This window comes from Paenibacillus sp. GYB006, from assembly GCF_036577645.1.
Lineage (GTDB): Bacteria > Bacillota > Bacilli > Paenibacillales > Paenibacillaceae > Paenibacillus.
The window spans coordinates 465669-487988 of the sequence record NZ_JARBDA010000003.1; the positions used below are offsets into that span (position 1 = coordinate 465669).

The following is a 22320-nucleotide window of genomic DNA, read 5'->3' on the forward strand; positions in this document are numbered from 1 at the left end:
GGCCAGTCCAAGGGTTAACCACTTTTTACTTTGTCTCCAGCATCCTTACTTCCCCTGTACTCAGTTTAACAGTCCACACAGGGACAAGTTTCATTCCTGCCTCCGTTGGCAGTGGATGATAAGCTGGGTATACACTGACCACATCCGTATCTCTAGCGGCTTCTTTAATCTGCTGTTCCAGTTCTTCCCCATAAGAAAGCTCTACCATCTGCTTATCGATCTCTTCTCCCTCTCTTAAATAGAGCAGGGAACGTTCGTAAGTAGCGACAGACTCTTTCTGCACATCAAGATATATATGCTCAAATCCATACTGCGGCAGATCCAGGATCTGGTAGCTGTCATAATAGGGAAGCAAATTGATCTCCGTACTTTGATTCTCCGTATCCATTGTAAGCCGGTAAGTCCCGTTAAAACCGCCATACTGATTCACAAAATCAACCGCTGCAAGCACGTCCTTCGTCCGGTCTACTTCACTCGTCAGCACAGCCGCAGGGTCATTATAACTGATCCAGCGCTGGTTATATTTCACCTGCAAACTTCGCTTGCTGTCTGTATAAATTTCCGATCCATCTTTCTCCTGAATATTTCGCGTCATACTTGGGTCAAAGAATAGACTGCGCTGCATTTGTTCTACCGTATACTGACCTGTTGGAATCTCTACTTGGAGTACTTCGAGCGGTTCTTCTGGAATATAGTATCCGGCCTCAGTTAGCTGATAAGGAGTCCAGCCCGTCCCAAAATCAACATGCTGCAATACATCCTGTACCGTTAAATCCACATCCGACGCCTCATAAACGACATCCCCCCGCGCGCTGAAGAACAGAGCGTGTACCTTCGGGTCCTTATCGGTAGTATAGATCCAAATCTTATGAATCGTTTCCGCCTGAAAAAGAGAATCCGGATCAAGCTGCATAACTCGCTGCAATAGGGATACAGGTATACCGCCATCAAATGACAGCTCAATGCCCGGATGCTTCTTCTTCAGTTCCTCCCAATCCGCAGAATCTACGCTCTGCCTTTCAAAATTTCCAAAATTACGGCCTTGGAGCCGTGAATAGATGAGCTGATAAAATGTGGATTCCGGATAAAAAATCGTATGCTTATCCTTTCCCATATGAATAATCATCTGATCAGGAAATAATAAATTCTCCACTCGCTTTTCCTGACCCATATTCTCGGTCTTGATGTAGTTAGATTCACTATTCACGATGGAGTAACTTCCGGGCAGACGGTAAATAAGAAAATAACTCTGAACAAGACTGGCTGTGATCAGCAGTACTAATACCGTGTTTTTCAGACCTTCCTTCATGAATAGCCCCTCTCTTCCTGTACAAGAGGCAGAATGAACGTAACTCTTGTTCCTTTTCCAAACTCAGACTCAAGTTCAATGTCGCCGCCATGTGCTTTGACGATTTCCCGGGCAATCGATAAACCGAGCCCCGTACCGCCCATACTGCGGGCTCTTCCTTTTTCCACACGATAGAATCTTTCGAAGATCCGTTCAATATCTTTTTTAGGAATGCCGATCCCGGTATCTTCAACCGATATGGCCACCCCTTTTTCGACAAGGGAAGCAGCCAAGGTGACACTTCCTCCCTCATTTGAGTATTTGAGAGCATTGGATACCAAATTATCAAGAAGCTGATCGATCTGATCCCGATCCATGGGTACTTCCGGAACTCCCCGCTCTACAATGACCGCAATACTCATCTGTTTCTGCTGCATCTGGAATGAGAAGCGATCCGCCACCTCTTCCAGTACATCAATGATTGGAGTTAACTGCTTACGCAGCGGCGCTTCATTAGAATCAAGTCGTGATAGATGAAGGAGATCGGTAACCAGTCTGATCATCCGCTCCGTTTCATTTTGGATTACCCCAACAAAACGTCCTCCTAGTTCAGGATCTTCAATCGCTCCATTATCGAGTGCTTCTGCATAGCTTTTAATCGTTGTCAGCGGAGTTCTCAGCTCATGGGACACATTGGCCACGAACTCACGCCGTGATGCTTCCAGCTCTTCCTGTTCCGTCACATCCTGAAGCACAATAATGGTGCCTGTTCCGCCATGCCCTCGCCGATGGACGGGAGTGAAAGTAACTCGAATCACGAGTGATCCATCCTGACCATGGGGGTGAATTTGCAAAAGTGTAGAAGCTGTAATACCGCTCAGCATCGTCTCCGCTTCCTCCACATCAAGTCCGAGCAGGACAGCAAAATGTCTTCCGGTCATTGCAGATTCTTCAACGCCCAGCATGAGACTGGCACGTTTATTCACGAGAATAATACGTCCAAGTTCGTCCGTAGCGACAACGCCATCACTCATATTAGCAAGGATCGAGGACAGCTTTTCTTTTTCCTCTTCGTTCTCAGATAGTGCTGTTCGTAAACGGCTTGTCATATAATTAAAAGCTTTACTGAGCTGCCCGATCTCATCGGTTCCATGCACCGGCATTTTAGTGCGAAAATCTCCTTCCGCCACAGCATTTGCCTTTCGTGTTAGTTCCTTGATCGGGGCCGTAATGGTATGTGATAGAATGACACCGAGCACAGCGGTCAGACCAAGCGCGATCATGACTCCGGATATAAAAATATTATTGATCCGCTCCATTGTTGTGTATAATTCGTTCATCGAAGCCGCAATATAGACAGCACCGACGATTTTCCCTCCGGAGGAGACAGGCTTGGCTACTACTTTTTTACGTACATTATCTTCATCAATCACATTTTCTTCATTATCCCGAATCCCTTGCAATGCACGGCTGACCACGGTTTGTGTATTTTTACGGCCTATGTAATTGTTGTGCGAGCTAAGGGTTGTCGTCAGTACACGACCACTTGCATCAAGTACTTGAATCTCTGCACCGCTAATATTAAAAAGATTATTAACCAGTGTCCCTAGACTTTCGGTTCGTTCTTCACCGGCATCACCGTCTCCGGTAACGAGTGTCTCCGCTACAAGTACAGACAGCATTTCTGCACGTGCGTGCAAATCTTCTGTAAAGTTGCTGGTCAGCGACGTTTTCATCGCACTAACAAAGTAGACACCAATCAGCTGCATTGCTACCAGAATGAGAAGTACATAAACAATAATCAGTTTGGCTTGAACAGTACGAAAAAAAGAAGTCCACTTCATCTACAAAACTCCGCTCTTTGAACCTCGAATCAAATAACCAAGTCCCCTGCGTGTCACAATCGTTTCCGGTTTGCTTGGATTTTCTTCAATCTTCTCTCTCAGACGCCGAATCGTCACATCCACCGTCCGCACATCACCAAAATATTCAAACCCCCATACCGCCTGCAGCAAATGTTCCCTCGTCATCACTTTGCCTGCATTTTTGGCCATATAATAGAGCAGTTCATATTCGCGGTGGGTCAGATCAAGCGCTGCTCCGCCTTTGTAAGCCGTATACATATCTGTATCAAAATAAAGGTCATGTAACTTCAGCCCCTGCGGTTCTTCTGCTGAAGATGAGGAATCCACTTGAATTTGTGGTTTTTGTTGTCTGCGCATCTGCGCTTTTACCCGGGCCAGCAGCTCTCTTGTGCTAAATGGTTTCGTGACATAATCGTCCGCTCCCAGTTCAAGTCCTAACACTTTATCAATCTCCGAATCTTTAGCCGTCAGCATAATAATGCGGGTTTCAAGCTGTGCTCTTACCTCCCGGCAGACATCCATTCCGTCCTTACCTGGGAGCATTAAATCCAGCAAAATTAAATCCGGTTGTTCAGACAATGCAAGTTCTACAGCCTGTATGCCGTCAAAGGCACATGTAACCTGATATCCCTCTTTCTCCAGGTTAAATTTAAGGATATCTGCGATTGGTTGTTCATCATCCACTACGAGAATCTTCCCTTGCATACAATCGCTCCGCTCCAACGTTTATTTTGTGAAAAAGACCTCGGTCTCGTTTATCTGCTTAATACGATCTATTTTAACACACCTAAACCGGCAGATTCACTAGGTGAAAAGGTCTCCTTTCTCACATAAAAAAGCATGATCTGTCTCTATACAGACCATGCTTTCCTATTTTACGGCAGATATTTCATTGGATTCTGTGCAACACTGTCTTTTTTAATCTCAAAATGAAGGTGTGTACCTGTCGAGCGACCGGTATTTCCCATCACACCGATGGCTTCACCTTTCTCAACAATCTGGCCTACCTTCACATCGATGCTGTTTAAGTGTCCATACACCGTTTCGTAGCCATTACGGTGATTAATAATAATGACGTTTCCATACCCGCTTTGCTGTCCGGCAAAAGTAACGACTCCCTCGTCTGATGCTTTAATCGAACGATCTCCGACAAGGTCAATTCCTTTATGCTGTCTTCCCCATCGTTGTCCAAAACTGCTGCTGATGACCGCATTCGATACGGGCCAGGTAAACACACCACTGCCTTCCCCGGTAACTTTCGTTCCCTGTATTACAATCTCAGTTACCGAAGCTTCCAATACTTCTTGTCCAAGCCATTCTTCTTTAACGACTTCGCCATTCTCTTTGGTAATCCGGTAGCTCATTTGTTTTCGTCCTGTTTTCCCTTCACGGACTACTTTGGTTACTCCTGATTTAAGCTCGTCGCTTTTGCGAACCTCTACCTGTGGTTCGGTAATCACTTCTTCAACCACATGTTCTACCGTTGTTACCGTAAGTGCTGGTCTCAGTGCAAGTAGATTGATCTGTTGTCCGACCTTAATGAAGTCATTTTTAATGTCTGGGTTAAGGGAACGAATCTCAGCTAGTGTCATTTGGTGAGTCTTAGCTATGGAGGATAAGGTGTCGCCTTCCTTAACCTGATAAGGAAACTCTTCTTCCACTCCTTCGGTAAGAAGCTTTATTGCTTCCTCTTCTGTTAACACTTTATTTGGGTCAGCTGTCACTTCTTCAACTGCTACTTCTTCCTTAAGCTGTATAGAAGCGAGTGTAACCTGCTCTTCTTTGGCCTTCGATGTCTCTTCTTCTGACGAAGTAAAAGCAGCGACCGATTTCACTTTTAACCCCGTATCTAAAGACTCAGCCTTTGCCTCGGCCGGAATATACATATCTTTTACGCGCTCCAGAATCTGATCTGCTGTTTCTTGATCTTTTACAATCGCGATCACTTTGTCTCCTATTTTAAGTTCAGCGCCTTCTGCATAAGCCGTAATCATTCCATCTAGCCTAGCTAGCGTTTCTTCTGTGGTGATGCTTGCCGGCTTACTCGTACGGATCTTCTCAAGCGAGATCGCCTCTGTATTCAGCTTCATAGTAACATCGGGATATTTCTTCTCATATTCCTGTTTCTTCTGATCGTATAGCGAGAGCAGCTCTTCTTCACTGGATAAGGTACCAATCAGCTCATCCTTCACATATACGTTGTAATACGGAGTCGTGAGTAACTGATGACCTGCAAATCCTACAGATATCAACATAAAAAAACCTGCTGCAGTAAGCAAAAACCATTTGCGCGGTTTCATAAAAATCTTTTTAGTTATGGAAACCGATGTATTCGTGTTGTCTTTCGAACTGCTCATGATTCTCTCCTTTATTCTTACACGCCTTAGGTATGATGGTTATTGTCACCGGTGTATTATTTGTTATTTATGACATACTTATGAGTCATTTCATTCAATTTCATAGCTGAACTTCATATTTGTGTAAAAGTGTCAAAATTTTAACCTTTTATACACTTGTATACTCTACCACAGGTTTTCCTCCTCTAGCAACACGGGAAAACATGCCAAAAACCCGCGACAATCGCGGGTTTCCTGAACTTTCCTCTATTGTTCTGGCGTCAATATGGCCATAAGCTGCTTATACTCATCTTCCGTAAGGTACTTCGCTATCACCTGTTCCATATCTTGCAGTTCTTGTTCTGTAATGCCGTTTTCCATATTACTCGCTATCAATTGCATCTCATCGGTTGGTATTTTGTTCATCAACAAATCAAAAACCTCTGTCTTTTCTTCATTCGGAATGGTGTCCTTATATTCAGCCATAGCATCTTGTGACATAACCACAGGGTCCTTTGTTTCTTCTGGATTTTCCGTACCTTCATCAGGACTTTCCGCTAAATCAGGGGCTGAATCCTTCCCACCACTCAAACTTTCAGGTGAGTTACTGCTCTGTTTTTTCGCTGTGTCATCAAGTGTTTTTTTCTGCTCCTCTGTACTTTCACTCGTATTGCTAGAGTTCATTCCTAAAGCACCTTGAAAAATAGAAGTTAGGCCTGTCGGTTGTCCCTCCCATGCGATATTAAAACTAGATAGCAGAGATTCTACATAAGATTGCACAATAAGTCCTGTTGTCAGCAATGTAAGTGTGCTTACCAGCATGACCGTTATTACTATTTTTCCGCACCATTTCAGCCATCTCATGATTAAAGGCCTCCTACTGATCAATTCACTTTCCTCCCTGCCCCTCTTTAGAGAAGTAGGAATCATAGAAGTGTATAAAATCAGTATTGACGCATGTGGCTCTATTCTATCCTTATTTTTTTATATTTTACTAGGGATAAGAATAAGTTTTACTTCGAGCACAAAAAAGCCCTCGACTTCACACCTACCTAATTAAAGGTAGATGGAAGACAAGGGCATCTATTTAGATTATCGACTCTCCCCAATTAGAGGCAAGTCCATGTTCTATTTTATATTATTCGTAAATTGGCAGAATCTGATTGGTTTGCTCACGGTTACGACCTACGGAAAAAATAGCAATTGGAATTCCTGTCAGTTCAGACACACGGGTTACATAATTGCGTGTATTTTCGGGAAGGTCTTCTAATTTCTTAGCTGATGTAATATCTTCGCTCCAGCCTGGCATCTCTTCATATACGGCTTCACATTCAGCCAACATTTTCAGGCTAGCCGGATAATGAGTAATGAATTCACCGCGATATTTGTATCCTACGCAGATTTTTACAGTATCAAGACCTGTAAGCACATCTAAAGAGTTCAAGGATAAGCCAGTGATTCCGCTGACACGGCGCGCATGACGTACAACAACACTATCGAACCAGCCCACACGGCGTGCACGACCTGTTACCGTACCATACTCATGACCTTTTTCACGAATATAGTCGCCGACTTCGTTATTAAGTTCGGTTGGGAAAGGTCCATCGCCAACACGAGTTGTATACGATTTAGCAACACCAATAACCTCTTTAATCTTAGATGGTCCAACGCCTGAACCAATACATACACCGCCTGCAGACGGGTTAGAAGAGGTTACGTATGGATAGGTACCTTGGTCGATATCGAGCATTACCCCTTGTGCACCTTCAAACAATACCCGTTTATTCTCATCAATAGCATTGTTAAGAACAACGGATGTATCGGTCACATAAGGACGAATAAATTCAGCATACTCGAGGTATTGCTTCAGAATTTCTTCTACATCAAGCGGCTCTGCACCGTACACTTGCTGAATTACTTGGTTTTTCTCTTTGACCATATGACGCAGTTTCAGTTCAAATTCCTCTGCATCCATGAGGTCCGCAATTCGGATCCCGTTACGAGCTGCTTTGTCCATGTAAGCCGGACCGATCCCTTTACGCGTCGTACCAATTTTATTTGGACCTTTACGCTCTTCCTCAAGTTCATCGAGAACCATATGATATGGCAAGATGACATGAGCACGATCACTAATAACTAAGTTCTTCGTAGAGAATCCATTATCATGTATATACGTAATTTCTTTAATTAGCGCCTCCGGGTTTACAACCATACCGTTCCCAATGACACATGTTTTATCTTCATAGAAAACACCGGATGGAATTAAGCTGAGCTTATATTTCTTATCGTCAATCAGGATTGTATGACCTGCATTATTACCTCCTTGGTAGCGAGCTACAACTTCCGCACTTTCCGCCAAATAATCGGTAATTTTGCCTTTGCCTTCGTCTCCCCATTGTGTCCCCACAACGACTACTGTTGACATATTCATTCCCCCGTAAATGTAAATTACAAACTTTGTTTATTATATTCACTTGGCATTGGTGTCTTCATTCATAGTATTCGTAGCTGTCCATGAACAATTCATAAAACGTCAGAGTAGTAAAAAACCTGCGTTACTTCATTCTTCACGTTACAGATCATTAAATCTGTACGCTTGCTGCTAAAAGCAGCAATTCAAGTTTACCAGTCGCCCAAAGCAAAGTCAAACATAAAAACGAACAATTATACATAACTTAAATATATTGTTCGGGAATAGGAGTGGTTGTCCAAAAAAAATCCACTGTCCAGTGCAAAATAACACTAGTCAGTGGATCTCTTATCCATCTATCTTACAAATCCAAATGGATTACCCAGCAAAGGCATCCGCATGAACTCGCTCATAGTTTACGAACTTATTAAAGTTTTTCAAGAATACGAGTTCAACGGTTCCCACCGGACCATTACGCTGTTTAGCAATAATGATCTCGATAATATTTTTCTTCTCAGTATCCTGATTATAGTAATCATCACGATACAAAAAGGCAACAATATCAGCATCTTGCTCGATGGAACCTGATTCACGAAGGTCACTCATCATCGGACGTTTATCCTGCCGCTGCTCTACACCACGGCTAAGCTGCGAGAGCGCAATAACAGGAACGTCTAGTTCACGAGCAATTTGCTTTAGTGTACGAGAGATTTCGGATACTTCCTGCTGACGGTTCTCGCCGCTCTTGCCGCGCCCCTGAATCAGCTGGAGGTAATCGATCACAATCATACCGAGGCCCTTTTCCTTTTTAAGACGGCGACATTTAGCCCGAATATCCGCAACGGTGATTCCTGGTGTATCATCAATGTAAATCTCTGCTTCTGATAAAGCAGCAATCCCCATTGTCAGCTTGGACCAATCGTCGTCACCTTTAAACTCCCCGTTACGCATGACATTCGCATCGAGGTTAGCTTCTGCACAGATCATCCGCTGTACCAGCTGAGCGGCTGACATCTCGAGACTAAAGATAGCTACCGTCTCATTTGCTCTTACCGCTACGTTCTGTGCGATGTTGAGGGCAAATGCCGTCTTCCCTACAGAAGGACGTGCCGCAACGATGATGAGGTCATTTCGCTGAAAACCACTCGTCATTTTGTCCAAATCCACAAAGCCGGAAGGAATCCCTGTTGTATTCCCCTTGTTCTGATAAAGGGTCTCTACTTTATCAAACACTTCCATGAGCACATCTCTAATGGCGATAAAGCCGCTGCTAGAACGGCGATTGGAAATCTCAAGGATTTTCCGTTCGGCATCACTAAGCATTCCTGACACATCTTCTCCGCCAGCATACCCTTCACTTACAATGGTAGTCGCTGTTCGAATCAGTCTGCGGAGCATCGATTTTTCTTCAATAATCTGCGCATAATAATCCACGTTAGCCGCTGTTGGAACAGCTTGAGCCAATTTTGCAAGGTAACTTACCCCGCCGATATCCTCAAGCTGCCCTTTATCCTGCATAAGCGAGGTGAGCGTAATAAGGTCAATTGGCTGGTTATCTTCACTAAGCTGAATCATGGATTCATAGATTAACTGATGAGACTTGTCGTAGAAATCTTCAGTCGATACCCGCTCCATAGCGGTAATCAAAGCCTCTGCTTGTAAAAGAATAGCACCTAGAACGGCCTGCTCTGCTTCAAGGTTTTGCGGTGGAACCCGGTCGAAATAAATCTCGCCGCCCATCTTATTCCTCCGTCACTTGGACCTTGAGCGTGGCTTTGACATCCGGATGGAGTTTGACACTCATCTTTGTAACCCCAAGGGTACGAATCGGTTCATCCAGCTCGATTTTCCGTTTATCAATCTTATAACCTTGCTTGCCCAGTGCTTCCGCGATCTGTTTGCTTGTAATGGCACCAAACAATTTACCGCCTTCACCCGCTTTTGCTTTCAGTTCCACCGTTAAAGTCTCCAGCTTTTTACCGAGTGCTACAGCTTCTTCTTTTTCTTGCTGTTTACGTTTCTCTTCCGCAGCATTTTGGTTTTCCAAAACTTTTACATTACCTTCTGTTGCCGGACGTGCAAGTCCTCTTGGCAGCAAGAAGTTTGATGCGTAACCTTCAGACACCTCTTTAACTTGACCTTTTTTCCCTTGACCTTTTACATCTTTTATAAAAATGACTTTCATTCGAACAACCCCTCTTCCTTCTCGATTTCAGAAAGTACATCTAACAAACGTGATTCTGCCTCTTTAATCGGCATGTCTAGCTGAACAGCTGCATTCGTTAAATGACCGCCGCCTCCAAGTCGTTCCATAACAACTTGAACATTCATTTTACCAAGAGAACGGGCACTGATGCCAATTAATCCATCCGGACGTTCACTAACAACGAAAGAAGCAACGACATCGGTCATATTAAGTAATGAGTCTGCCACCTGTGCAATGAGCAGCTGTGAAATAATCTGTCCTTCTTCCGTAACAGCTACTGCAATATGCCCATGAATCATTTTAGCATGTTTTATGATTTCTGCTTTCGCAATATATTCCTGGAGATCCTCTTTGAGCAAACGTTGCACTAGAATGGAATCCGCACCAGATCGTCTTAAGTAACCTGCGGCCTCAAACGTTCTTGAACCTGTATGCATTGCAAAATGTTTCGTATCCACCGTGATACCTGCCAGCAGTGCCGTGGCTTCAAGTGGTCTGAGCTGTAATTTATCATGAATATACTGTAATAGTTCTGTGACGAGTTCAGCGGCTGAGGAGGCATACGGCTCCAAATAGATCAACACTGCGTCATTAATAAATTCTTCTCCTCTGCGGTGATGGTCGACCACCACTACACGAGAAGCCTCTTGTACAAGTCTAGGTTCGATCGTCATGGATGCTTTGTGTGTATCGACGACGACAAGCAAACTGTGCTCTGTGATCATCTGCTGCGCTTCTTCCGATGTAATAAACGAAGCACCGATCTCCTCGTCCTTATACACCTGATCCATTAAGCGTTCAATCGAAGGATTGGATTCATCGAGCACAATGTATGCATCCACATGATATAGATTAGCAGCTTTCCATATCCCAATGGAAGCGCCGATCGCATCCATATCTGGGATTTTGTGCCCCATAATGAAGACCTGGTCACTTTCTTGCATGAGATCACGCAGCGCATGAGCAATAACCCTTGCTCTCACACGGGTTCTTTTTTCTACGGCATTCGTTTTTCCGCCATAAAAAGAAAGTCGCTGACCCGCTTTAACTGCTGCCTGATCCCCGCCCCGCCCAAGCGCCATATCCAGACTCGATTGAGCGAGTTCCCCAAGTTCACGTATACTGTCCGAACCGTAGGCAAGGCCAATACTGAGCGTCATCGGAACTTTTAAATCTGCTGTCATCTCCCGAATATCATCGAGAATAATAAAACGGCTCATCTCAAGATCCTGCAAGGAGTTATGGTTCAGGATCATTAAATAACGTTCTGATGATAACCGTCTCAGATAGATATTGAAGTCCTTTGCCCAGGAAGTAATCTCACTTGCTGCACGAGCGATTAAAGCAGTGCGCTGCTGGTCATCCATTCCTTGAGACGCTTCATCCAGATTATCCAACATGATAATACCAAGCGCTATTTTTTCTTTCTCATATTTATCCCGAAGTGTTGCAAGTTCAGTTGTCTCATAAATGTAGATCAGTCGCTCTTCTGGATAATGTCTTAGATCATATACTTGTTCATTCATCCGATATTCAAATTGAATATCATGAGGATGATCCTTATGATGATCTTTCTTTTCTTTCACCTTAAAGGGAAGCTGTGGAAAAAGGGTCATCAGATCATTGCCGATCAGCGTTTTTTCGCCAAACATACGGGAGACAAAGCGATTATTCCACTCTATAGAGCGGTCCTCGCTGTATAGTACAATCCCAAGCGGCAAGTTACTGACAACTTCTCCTTCTACCCTTTTAATGCGTAAGTTCAATCCGCCAATATATTGATTCAGTTCTCTCCTGAAATCAAGTTCAGCTTTGACCATTACGAAACCAAGAATCGCCACAAGGACAAGACAAACAAGACCAAGCGGCCAATTATAGGCAACGAGAAATGCATCCAGAATGAGTAATAGAGCAAACGCCCAGACGGTCTGGTATCCGTGCCAGCGTTTTAAAAGAAATTTAGGCATTAAAATTCATCCTATCGTTTTGGTCTGGAAATGGCTTCACGGAGTGGAAAAGCAAGGTCAATAATCCCGATAATCCGCATGGGTCCAATCAGAACCGTCGCTACTGCAAGCAAGAAGGGCAGTATAGGATGCCATTTTTTTGTATGAGCAACATAGAAGAAGAAGCCGACGGCTTGAATCATAAAACAGAAATTAATCAGCGGAACGAAATTAAGAGCAATCATCGTCATAAAGCTAGATCCCGAGCCATCTGCAACAAGTTGTAGAATAATACCTATAAAATAATACCAAATTAAAGCTTTTGGTAATCTCCACTCTCGTGCGGGCTTTAGTCTTGGTACATGAACGCCAAGTCGACTAAGCACCGGACGAGCAATAGCATGTGTTATGGATGCCATAATAAAGGAAGTGACAATCAGAGCAAACGGAATCATCTGTACCGTTGTCGTTTTAATACGCTCTGCCATTTCTTCATCTATCACGAGTCCATTGGTGAGTGCATTGTTACCACCGGCTTCGGTCACCGGAGTGAGTGTGAGTGTAACTACATCCTTCATATATCCTTGAAAATCAAACTGAAAAATGGTGGTGCTAATCAGCAGCAACAACAAAAATTCAGCAAGGATCGTACCCGTACCCGCCATAAGTGTATTCAGTGCCGGCTTTTTATTTTTGTAGAAATGTCCCATTACAATCGCTGGTATCAAAAAGAAGATTGATAACAGCAAATAAAAAGGCTCTACAATGAAAGCAATCAGAGCCACGGGGATAATGTGCCAGCAGAAAGCTTTTAAGCTCAGTGAGCTATACAGAATCACCCCAGGCAAAATAATTAAAAATACACTAATAGCTGTCAGCGGCGGAGTCAGTAATGATAACAAAAGCACAAGATATACTAAACTCCATATAGCTGTTGACCAGCGAAATTTCAAATGTTTTCACCTCTTACGCATATGATCTTCGAGAGCAGAAATATCTTTATACCAGTCTTCAAGCTGGTGACCTTCCTGTTTGTGTTTTTTCAGCTTCTCGATGAGCAGATCATCCATATCTTTAAAAGAAATCCCAAGCCTTCTCCCCAGGATGTAACTGCTCATGATGAGACTTGCAAGACTATCGCTGATTCGCGCTGTGCTTCCTTCCCAAAGCGCTTTAAACAAACGTGACACTTGATCCAGCATTTCAGTTTTAAGCCATTCAATCACTTTCGCGCGTTTCGCTACATCCAGTTCTTTTGGCATGCTCATGATCGTCACACTCCCGTGAAAAGCTTTATTCTCCATTATAGCATAAAAGGGAATATCCATAAAAAGGACTGCTCGGAATCTCCTGTATCAATAATGAGACCTTTTCCTCTATTTTAACCTGAATTCGTATTAAGCGATTCTTTCTCCACCATATTTTCACAATATTCAATAATTTGACTGCGACGTACAATCCCGATAAACCGATCCATATCATCGACGACCGGTACGAAGTTTTGCGCTTTTGCGAGATTAATTAAGTCACCCATGTTCGCATTAATGGAAACCGGTTTTATATTTACTCGGAGGGGCACATCCTTAAGGTAAAATTTTGAAGCGTTTTCAAATGTAATCTCTCCCTTGGAATTCTTCATATGCCATAGAAGATCTCCCTCTGTTACCGTACCTTTATACTTTCCGTCTTTGGTCAAAATAGGGACTGCAGTAAAGCGGTGATATTCCATCCGTTCAAGGGTCTGTCTCAGCGTTGCATCCGAGGTAACTGTTGCTACCTCCTGTTTGGGCAGCAAGAAAAAAGCAATATTCATAACTAAACACTTCCTCCTTATGTTAAGGCAATAGTTAAGTATTTGTATCTCTTACATATTGCGGGTTTACTTCTTACTTACTACCATTATATTCTCATAACACAACAAAATCAGCACCAGACTTAAAGAAATAATCGTCCAGTGCTGATCTTCTGTCCACCTATTCTGTATCTTCACTCTTTATATCGTCCGTGTTCGGTTTCATTAACGTCTCTGCAGTCGTATTTGGATCGAGCCAGTTATTAATCAGCTCTTTAGCATACGCCAGATAATCTTCATCTACGTCATCATAGAAGATTCCATTCTTTCTTACCCCTTCACCCATAATAGTGAAACTAGAAATTTCAGGGTTGCTCTGCGTAAGAACTTGTTTAGCTAGGTCGATAATAAAAGAAGGCTGCATATTGGTTTGGAAGTTATCTCCCATAATATCAAACAGTTTAGGTATATTCGAAATTTGGCTAAGACTCAGCATTTTGTTGGCAACTGCATTTAAAAAGATCTGCTGACGCTTTGTCCGGTTGAAGTCACTGTCTTCGCGATAACGAATGTAATAAAGTGCTTCCTCTCCACTATACAGCGGCTTACCGCCTTCAATCGTAAACTGTACGTGATTTGGATTTTTGTTGACGATATCTTCTTCAATCGGAAGTTCAATACCGCCAATTGCGTCGACAACTTCCTGAATGGCTGTAAAGTTAACCGTTGCATAGTAATCAATTTCCTTCTCTAGGAAATTTTCTACGGTGTTAATTGACATTTCCTCTTCCCCAAAGGCAAAAGCATGAGTGAGTTTATCATAATCATCTTCACCGTCATTGTTTGAATCATGCCCTATAATTTGTACATACGTATCCCGGGGAATCGAGACAAGCAGGACTTTTGATTCTTTAGGACGAACCACCGAATAAATAACGGTATCCGAACGACCTCGCGTTTTCTCATAGGGCCTTGCATCCGTTCCTAGTAATAGAACAGAGAATGGTTTCTCTTGATATACTATAGGCTCGGCATTAGCTTCCCCTCTATATGATCTTTCAAGCTGATTTTTAATTGTATCTGATAAGAACAAATCAAATGCTGCAAGAGCTATTTTTTGTCTAAAAGGATAGGCTACCGCGACTAATACAACAAGGGTTACAAGCGTGATCAGTAAACCCTTTTTTTTATTGCGTTGCTTTCTTCTTGATCTAGATCTCATTGGTTCATTCCTTCTCTTAGTATGGGGACAACAAATCCTATTTTCTATTTTAGTAGGCATTGGAGGTCACAGGAGACAAATAATTCGTAATGATTCTTTCTAAATAAAAATGCCTCACTTTATAATGTCCTATTATTTTTTATCGTGCAACTTGTACATTTTGCTATATTACCATATTAATCTGTATGACGGCACCATGCAAATTGTCATATTTCTCCGTTTTTTGTAACCTTTTTGGTTTATTTCTAGGAAATAGAGAAGAGGTTTCAAAACAATTTGAATTAAATAGAGGGTCTTTGAATAACTTGAAGCCATGTTGAAGCCCAGTTTTGTGTCCACTCTTTTGCACTATAGGAGTGAGCAAATCCATAGTCAAACAATTGTTTAGCTTCTTCAAAACGCTGTTCTTTAGTTTCTGCTCCCATTACAATAGCAATCAATCGTTGGCCGTTCTTTTTCACCGTACTTGATAAGCAATATCCTGCATCTTTTGTATATCCTGTTTTAAGACCGTCTGCACCGCTGTATGCATATGGACCCTTTACATTGTCCAGCATCCAGTTTGTATTGCTCATATATAACCCTTTGTTTCTTAATTCAACTTGAGTCTGGCTTGAAAGTTTTAAAATTTCAGGATGTTGTTTAATGAGGTGAGCGGACAATTTTGCGACATCTTTTGCCGTCATATAATTTTCAGAGGGGCCGCCAGATAAAGATGAAGAACCCGTCGCATTATTATATTTTGTATGTACGGACAGTCCAATGGACTTCGCTCTTATATTCATTTCTTCTACAAAACGTTCCTCAGAGCCAAACGCATGCTCTGCAAGGGCAATCGTTGCATCATTCGCCGAATAAACGGAGATTACCTTGAATAGTTCGTTGACTGTAAATTGATCATTTTCATTTAGGGATACATTAATACCAGCTGCTTTAGCAGCATGTTTGCTGATCTTTACGGTGTCATTCCCAGAAATATGTCCTGCATCCATTTCGTCCAGGATGATAAGCTGAGTCATTAATTTTGATAAGCTTGCTGCAGGTAAGGGATGATCTCCATTAGAACTAACAATGACTTCACCTGAAGAAGCGTCCATGAGCAGGGCGGCACTAGATTGAATAGATGGTTTTCCTACTAAGCTTTCTGGCCTTACACCTATAAATATGACAGCGATGAGAACAACCAGTGTACTGCTTCGTAGGATCCATTTCTTCATCTCTATTCCCCCGTTCTTCAAATTTGATTCAAAATTCGTATCTACTATATGTAATTAAAATTTATTTACCGACTAAAATAACTGTCTCTATTACTCTATTAAACCAATCTATATATATAGACGTAAGAAATGTGGATTTTGTCTGCATTTCTTTATATTTTTTTCAAAAAAATATTTTTTCGTTCACTAAATAAATCTTTAGCCGGCATTCATAACAAAAAAGCACAGCTTTTCACACGGCATTAGTGTAAAAAAACTGCGCTCAACATTCAATTAGAAACAATCATTGCAAAACACCGTTCATGAGTGTAGGACCCCAATCCATAACTCCACTCGTATTTTAAAGTCACTTATGCATAGTGACATGCAACGTAGTGATCTGAACCTACATTACGGTACTCCGGAATCTCTTGCTTACAACGATCCGAAGCAATAGGACAGCGAGTATGAAATTTACAACCTGAAGGTGGATTTGCTGGACTCGGGATATCACCCTTAAGGACAATGCGTTCTCTTTTCAGCGTTGGATCTGGAATAGGTACTGCTGATAGCAGAGCCTTTGTATAGGGATGAAGCGGATTGCGGAACAATTCATCCTTACTAGCCATTTCTACCATGGAACCAAGGTACATAACACCAATTCTTGTACAGAGATGCTCTACTACACTGAGATCATGAGAGATAAACAAATACGTCAGCTGTTTTTCAGCTTGCAAATCACTAAGCAAGTTGATGATCTGAGCCTGAATGGATACATCAAGTGCAGAAACCGGCTCATCTGCCACAATAAAGTCTGGGTTCAGAATCAGTGCACGTGCGATTCCAATCCGCTGACGCTGCCCGCCTGAGAATTCATGCGGATACCGATCATAATGATACGCAGAAAGACCGCATATACGCAAAGTTTCTTCTACGGTAGCTCGTACCATCTTTTTAGGAATCAGCTTATGATCCAGCAGTGCTTCACCAATCGCATCGCCTACTTTGATCCGAGGATTCAGTGAACTGAAAGGATCTTGAAATACAATCTGCATTTCCGGCCGAATCGAGCGAAGCTTCTCTTTAGATAACTTGTGAAGATCCTGTCCTTTAAAAATAACCTTACCCGACGTTTTATCATTCAGTCTAAGAATGGTTCGGCCAATGGTACTCTTACCACAGCCAGACTCTCCTACAAGTCCGAATGACTCTCCTTTATAGATGGTAAACGATACATCATCTACTGCTTTTACATCACCAACACGGCGCTGGAACACACCGCCCGTAATCGGAAAGTATTTCTTTAGATTCTGTACTTCAATCAGCGCTTCTGTCATCGTACCATTGCCTCCTCCTCATAGAGCCAACATGCGACTTTATGTCCTTGTTCATCTTTACGCAGTGGAGGCTCTTTCTCGCGGCATATGCTCATGCAAGACTCACAGCGATCGTGGAAATGACAATTCTGCCCGAGTTCAACTGGGTTTGGCACTTGGCCTGGAATCGAATATAGACGTTCCTGTCTTTGATTGATAATGGGCTTGGCCTTAAGGAGACCCTTTGTATATGGATGCTTCGGTGCTTTGAACAATTCGAATACCGAGGCTTCCTCAATCACTTTGCCTGCATACATAACCACCACGTAATCAGCCATTTCCGCAACGACACCCAGATCATGGGTAATGAGCATGATGGAGGTATTAAATTTTTCTTTAATATCACGCATCAGATCAAGGATCTGTGCTTGAATGGTTACATCAAGTGCAGTCGTAGGCTCATCAGCAATGAGCAGCTTTGGATTACAGCTTAACGCAATGGCGATCATAATCCGCTGACGCATACCACCGCTGAGTTCATGTGGAAATGAGTCTACAATTTTCTCTGGACGAGAAATTCCAACCAGGCTAATCAGTTCAATCGCTCTCTTACGAGCTTTCTTCCTATCGAGCAGCAGGTGAATCATTAGTGGTTCACTGATCTGCTCTCCAATGGTAAGTACAGGGTTTAAGGAAGACATCGGTTCTTGAAAAATAATGGAGATGTCATTACCCCGAATTCGGCCCATATCTCTTTTATTCAGCTTAAGAAGATCTTTACCTTCAAATAAAATCTGTCCCCCGGCCGGATCTACCTCTAATAAACGCATCAGTGACATTGCCGTTACGCTTTTTCCGCATCCAGATTCACCAACGACGCATACGGTTTCGCCTTCGCGAATCGTAAAACTCACGTCATCAACCGCCTTCACGACCCCTGCGGATGTATGAAAATGCGTTTTTAAGTTACGGAATTCTACTAAGTCTTTTGCCATCTTCGCATCTCCTACTTTTTCATTTTAGGATCGAGCGCATCGCGTAGCCCGTCACCAATCAAGTTAATCGATACTACGGTAATCAGAATACACATACCTGGCGGAATCCAAAGCCAAGGTCTCTTACGAAATTCAATGAGTCCATTTGCCTCAGAGATCAGATTTCCCCATGACGGAGTAGGCGGAACAACCCCAAGACCTAACCAACTGAGTGCGGATTCTGACAAAATGGCTCCTGCAACACCAAGTGTTGCTGATACGATAATAATAGGAATGGTATTCGGAAGCAGATGTTTGAAAATTTTACGATGGTCACGAAGACCTAAAGCTTCTGTTGCCTGCATAAATTCTTGTTCTCTCAGCGTTAAAATCTGTCCGCGAACAAGCCTTGCTAAGCTTGGCCAAGATAAGACACCCAGAATAAGCATCAGAAAATAGATTCGATTTTCCGGAGGAATCTTTAAATCTGACATAATCGCGCCCAAAATGATGAGCAAAGGCAACGAAGGCAGTGACATAAATATTTCAGCAATACGCATAATAAATGAATCCAGGAACTTCTTATAAAAGCCAGCAAGTGCTCCAAGTACCGAACCAATCAAGACCGTGATTGCCGTTGCAATCACCCCGACCAGTATAGATACACGCCCTGCCAGCATGACACGAAGCAGGACATCCCTGCCAAGTTTATCGGTGCCAAGCCAATGCACACTGCTAGGCGGATTATTTTTATCAGCCACTTTATAATCATAAAGATTATAAGGTGATATTATAGGGCCTAAAAAACAAATTAGAACCATCAACACTAAAATGAAAAGTCCAGCTATAGCAAGACGGTTTTGGGAGAACCTGCGCAGAACAACTCTCCAAGGTGAATCCGGCTGCTTCGCTGGGACTTGAGCTTTCGATTTTAAAGGTGCAGCCTCAATTGACATGAAATCTCCTCCTACTTCAACCTTATTCTAGGGTCTGCAACACCGTAGAGCACATCAGATATTAACGTTCCAATCAACGTCAGTGCAGCCAAGAAAATCGTAAATCCAAGCATAAACGGATAGTCTCGCATCGTGATGGATTCTAGATAAACTTGCCCTACGCCTGGCCATACAAAGATTTTCTCCAGGATGATTGCCCCCGAGAACAATGCAGGAAGTTCAAATCCCATGAGTGTGATTGCAGGAAGCATTGCATTTCGAAGTGCGTGCTTAAAAATTACCGTTCTTTCTTTAAGTCCTTTTGCCCTGGCCGTCCGGATATAATCCTGCCGAATGACCTCAAGCATGCTTGTTCTGAAATAACGAGTGAGACTTCCTGTGCTTAACATGGTTAGTACAAGAACCGGTAAGAACATGTGATCAGCTACATCAACGATATAGTTCCAAGTAGATCCTGCTTGTCCTGCTGTAGTCATTCCACCTACAGGGAAGAGCCCCCAGTCTACTGCCATAAATTTAATGAGTACTAAACCTATAAAAAATGATGGCAAAGACATGCATAAAAATACGAATAAAGTCATTAACTTATCAAAAAGGGAGTACTGAAATTTAGCAGAGAATACACCCGCAACTATGGCGATAATCCAACTGAACATCATACTGAAAAAAGCAATAAGAAAAGAGTTCCATACATAATCTCCAATAACATCGGTGACAGGACGCTTATGCTGCAAGGAATCACCCATGTTACCGGTGAGCATGTTTCCGACCCATATGAAATATCGCTGCACAGGGTCTTTATCAAGTCCATATATTTCCTTCAATTGCTGAGCTTTTTCTGCTGTCATATTCGGATTTTGCTGAGAAGTAATGTAGTCCCCTGGAACAAGAGCTGTAATTGCAAATACAAGAATAGTAATTCCGATCATTGTCGGAATCATTTGCAGCAGCCTCCGGATAATATACTGCTTCATAATATTCCTCCCGGGATATAAGTGGATAAGCTCAGCTCTTGCGAGAGCTGAGCTTATCATTTTCATGCTGGGCTATATGTTTTATTCTCCGATTTCTGCTTTGTAAAGACTAAAAGTAAATCTTTTATAAGGGGTAATTTCCAGACCATTAATTCGTCCGTTAATTGCCCATCCATCTCTTCTTTGGTACATCAAGATATCTGCAATATCTTTATTGAGCACTTGATAAGCTTGAGCGTAAATCTCTTTACGTTTCTCTACATCAAGTGTTTTTTTACCTTGCTTCATCAAATCGTCATACTCTTTATTAGAGTAATGCACACGATTTTGTGCTCCATCTGTGGTGTATACTGTTCCGTCAGGGTCTGGAGTAAGTCCCCAAGCCATGAAGTACATGTCGTACTCACTCTTATCCAATTTATCAAGAATAGCGTTAAAATCGAGCGTTTCCGCATTCACTTTAATTCCAAGTTCTTGATAGTTAGCAATCATAATGGGAAGAAGTGCATCTACCACTGGATTTTCAGCAGTACCAGAGAAATCAATTGTGAATTTTTCACCATCTTTTTCACGAATACCGTCCTTGCCAACAGTCCAGCCAGCTTCATCTAACAATGATTTTGCTTTTTCGATATCAAAGTCATAAGCTTCAATGCCTTCACTTGTGTAAGCCCATGATTCTTTGGACTGAGGAATATTGATAACATCAGCAAACTTACCGTATACTGCTTCTACAATTTCTGCACGATTCAGACCATATACAAGTGCTTGACGCACTTTAGGATCTTGGAATTTCGCTCTTTCATGGTTCATACCAACATAACCGTAACCGTTCGTAGGGAAGATATTTAAATCAAGGAATCCAAGAGTTTGAACTTCCTCTACATTATCTTCATCTACAGTTACCATATCCATATCAATCTCGCCGGATGTAAGCATTGCGAGTTTCGTCTCGTCAGTAGTAGATTTGTAAATTACGTTTTTAATTTTCGGTGCACCTAGGAAGTAATTCTCATTTGCTTCAAAAATAACTTGTTGTCCTGGCTGGAAGGATTTCATAACATACTGTCCAGAACCGATTGGCTTGTCATTTAACGCTTTAACAGAATCAAGGTTACCCTGTTTGTAATCTTTACCGTAATAAGCCTCAGGCAAGAAAGGAATATCGCCTAGGAAGTCTTTCGTAAGAGCTGTAACTTCAGTAACTTCTACTTCTACTGTGTTTTCATCAACAATAGTTACGCCGGAAATTTCATTAGCTTTACCATCATAATATTCTTGACCGCCTTTAATGTAGTAAGACAATGCATCAGAAGGGCCGTCATAGCTCTTATCATGAAGAACTTTCAAAGAAAAGTAGAAATCTTTAACAGTTGCTGGCGTGCCGTCAGTGTACGTTACACCTGGTTTCAGTTTGAATGTATACTTCAAACCGTCTTCACTTACATCAATGCTCTCTGCAAGATGATTAGAATATGTGCCATCGCCATTGATCGTTTGGAAACCATCAAAAAGAATGTCATTAACCATATAATCGTAAGCAGAATCTTGGAAAAGCGGGTTAAATACGCCTTTAGGAGAAGTAACCCCTACAACTAAAGTATCAGTACGACTAGTTGCCGGACCTGGGTTAGCAGACATGTCCGCTGCTTCAAACAACCCATCGTTCTTTGTAGCATCTTCAGCAGGTGTTTCTGGTGTCTCTGCTGGTGTTTCTGTGTTTGGTGTTTCCCCCGGAGTTTGTTCTGCCGTTTGTCCGCCAGTGCATGCTGCAAGTACGGTTACCAGCATAAGCATGATCACTAGCATTAGCGAAAATCTCTTTCTCATGAAAATCCT

The 22320-nt window shown here is 42.5% G+C and carries 19 protein-coding genes; all 19 read right to left on the bottom strand.

Going from position 1 to position 22320, the window contains the following annotated elements; genetic code table 11:
* Positions 1-25 precede the first annotated feature (25 nt).
* A complete protein-coding gene (locus tag PV403_RS10805; RefSeq protein ID WP_332084579.1) occupies positions 26-1309 on the bottom strand; it encodes a YycH family regulatory protein in 1284 nt (427 codons plus the stop codon).
* Positions 1306-3132 (bottom strand): cell wall metabolism sensor histidine kinase WalK, encoded by a 1827-nt coding sequence (walK, locus tag PV403_RS10810; protein WP_332084580.1) that lies wholly within the window; start codon positions 3130-3132, stop codon positions 1306-1308. Before walK ends, PV403_RS10805 begins: the two co-directional genes overlap by 4 nt.
* Entirely contained in the window at positions 3133-3858 is a 726-nt protein-coding gene (gene yycF, locus PV403_RS10815) for a response regulator YycF (RefSeq protein WP_213530939.1), read from the bottom strand.
* Between the two features lie 170 nt (positions 3859-4028).
* Complete coding sequence (locus tag PV403_RS10820) at positions 4029-5510, bottom strand: peptidoglycan DD-metalloendopeptidase family protein (protein ID WP_332084581.1); 1482 nt, start codon at positions 5508-5510, stop codon at positions 4029-4031.
* A 246-nt stretch (positions 5511-5756) separates the two neighbouring features.
* A complete protein-coding gene (locus PV403_RS10825) occupies positions 5757-6353 on the bottom strand; it encodes a hypothetical protein (protein ID WP_213530941.1) in 597 nt (198 codons plus the stop codon).
* 274 nt (positions 6354-6627) lie between these two features.
* Positions 6628-7914 carry an adenylosuccinate synthase gene (locus tag PV403_RS10830; RefSeq protein ID WP_213530942.1) on the bottom strand — a complete coding sequence of 429 codons (1287 nt, stop codon included), beginning with the start codon at positions 7912-7914 and terminating at the stop codon, positions 6628-6630.
* Positions 7915-8277: 363 nt separating this feature from the next.
* The gene (dnaB, locus tag PV403_RS10835) at positions 8278-9639 is read right to left on the bottom strand and encodes a replicative DNA helicase (RefSeq protein ID WP_160035559.1); all 1362 of its coding nucleotides are present in this window, start codon (positions 9637-9639) and stop codon (positions 8278-8280) included.
* 1 nt (position 9640) lies between these two features.
* Positions 9641-10084, bottom strand: a complete 444-nt coding sequence (gene rplI, locus PV403_RS10840; protein ID WP_213530943.1) for a 50S ribosomal protein L9 — start codon at positions 10082-10084, stop codon at positions 9641-9643.
* Positions 10081-12072, bottom strand: a complete 1992-nt coding sequence (locus PV403_RS10845; RefSeq protein WP_213530944.1) for a DHH family phosphoesterase — start codon at positions 12070-12072, stop codon at positions 10081-10083. The genes rplI and PV403_RS10845 overlap by 4 nt, the downstream gene beginning before the upstream one ends.
* A gap of 11 nt (positions 12073-12083) precedes the next feature.
* Positions 12084-13004: a DUF2232 domain-containing protein gene (locus tag PV403_RS10850; RefSeq protein ID WP_213530945.1), complete on the bottom strand. Its 921-nt coding sequence runs from the start codon at positions 13002-13004 to the stop codon at positions 12084-12086.
* Between the two features lie 6 nt (positions 13005-13010).
* A complete protein-coding gene (locus PV403_RS10855; RefSeq protein ID WP_213531077.1) occupies positions 13011-13313 on the bottom strand; it encodes a MazG-like family protein in 303 nt (100 codons plus the stop codon).
* A 119-nt stretch (positions 13314-13432) separates the two neighbouring features.
* Complete coding sequence (locus PV403_RS10860) at positions 13433-13864, bottom strand: CBS domain-containing protein (RefSeq protein WP_160035551.1); 432 nt, start codon at positions 13862-13864, stop codon at positions 13433-13435.
* Positions 13865-14024: 160 nt separating this feature from the next.
* On the bottom strand, positions 14025-15065 hold the full coding sequence (locus tag PV403_RS10865; protein ID WP_213530947.1) for an LCP family protein: 1041 nt from the start codon (positions 15063-15065) through the stop codon (positions 14025-14027).
* Positions 15066-15346: 281 nt separating this feature from the next.
* Positions 15347-16282 carry a D-alanyl-D-alanine carboxypeptidase family protein gene (locus tag PV403_RS10870; protein ID WP_213530949.1) on the bottom strand — a complete coding sequence of 312 codons (936 nt, stop codon included), beginning with the start codon at positions 16280-16282 and terminating at the stop codon, positions 15347-15349.
* A 350-nt stretch (positions 16283-16632) separates the two neighbouring features.
* Entirely contained in the window at positions 16633-17598 is a 966-nt protein-coding gene (locus tag PV403_RS10875) for an ABC transporter ATP-binding protein (RefSeq protein WP_213530951.1), read from the bottom strand.
* Positions 17595-18572: an ABC transporter ATP-binding protein gene (locus tag PV403_RS10880; RefSeq protein ID WP_191802398.1), complete on the bottom strand. Its 978-nt coding sequence runs from the start codon at positions 18570-18572 to the stop codon at positions 17595-17597. The genes PV403_RS10875 and PV403_RS10880 overlap by 4 nt, the downstream gene beginning before the upstream one ends.
* An 11-nt stretch (positions 18573-18583) precedes the next feature.
* The gene (gene opp4C / locus PV403_RS10885) at positions 18584-19507 is read right to left on the bottom strand and encodes an oligopeptide ABC transporter permease (RefSeq protein WP_332084582.1); all 924 of its coding nucleotides are present in this window, start codon (positions 19505-19507) and stop codon (positions 18584-18586) included.
* Positions 19508-19518: 11 nt separating this feature from the next.
* Positions 19519-20481, bottom strand: a complete 963-nt coding sequence (locus PV403_RS10890; protein WP_332084583.1) for an ABC transporter permease — start codon at positions 20479-20481, stop codon at positions 19519-19521.
* Positions 20482-20562: 81 nt separating this feature from the next.
* Positions 20563-22311 (bottom strand): ABC transporter substrate-binding protein, encoded by a 1749-nt coding sequence (locus tag PV403_RS10895; RefSeq protein ID WP_332084584.1) that lies wholly within the window; start codon positions 22309-22311, stop codon positions 20563-20565.
* Between the last annotated feature and the right edge of the window lie 9 nt (positions 22312-22320).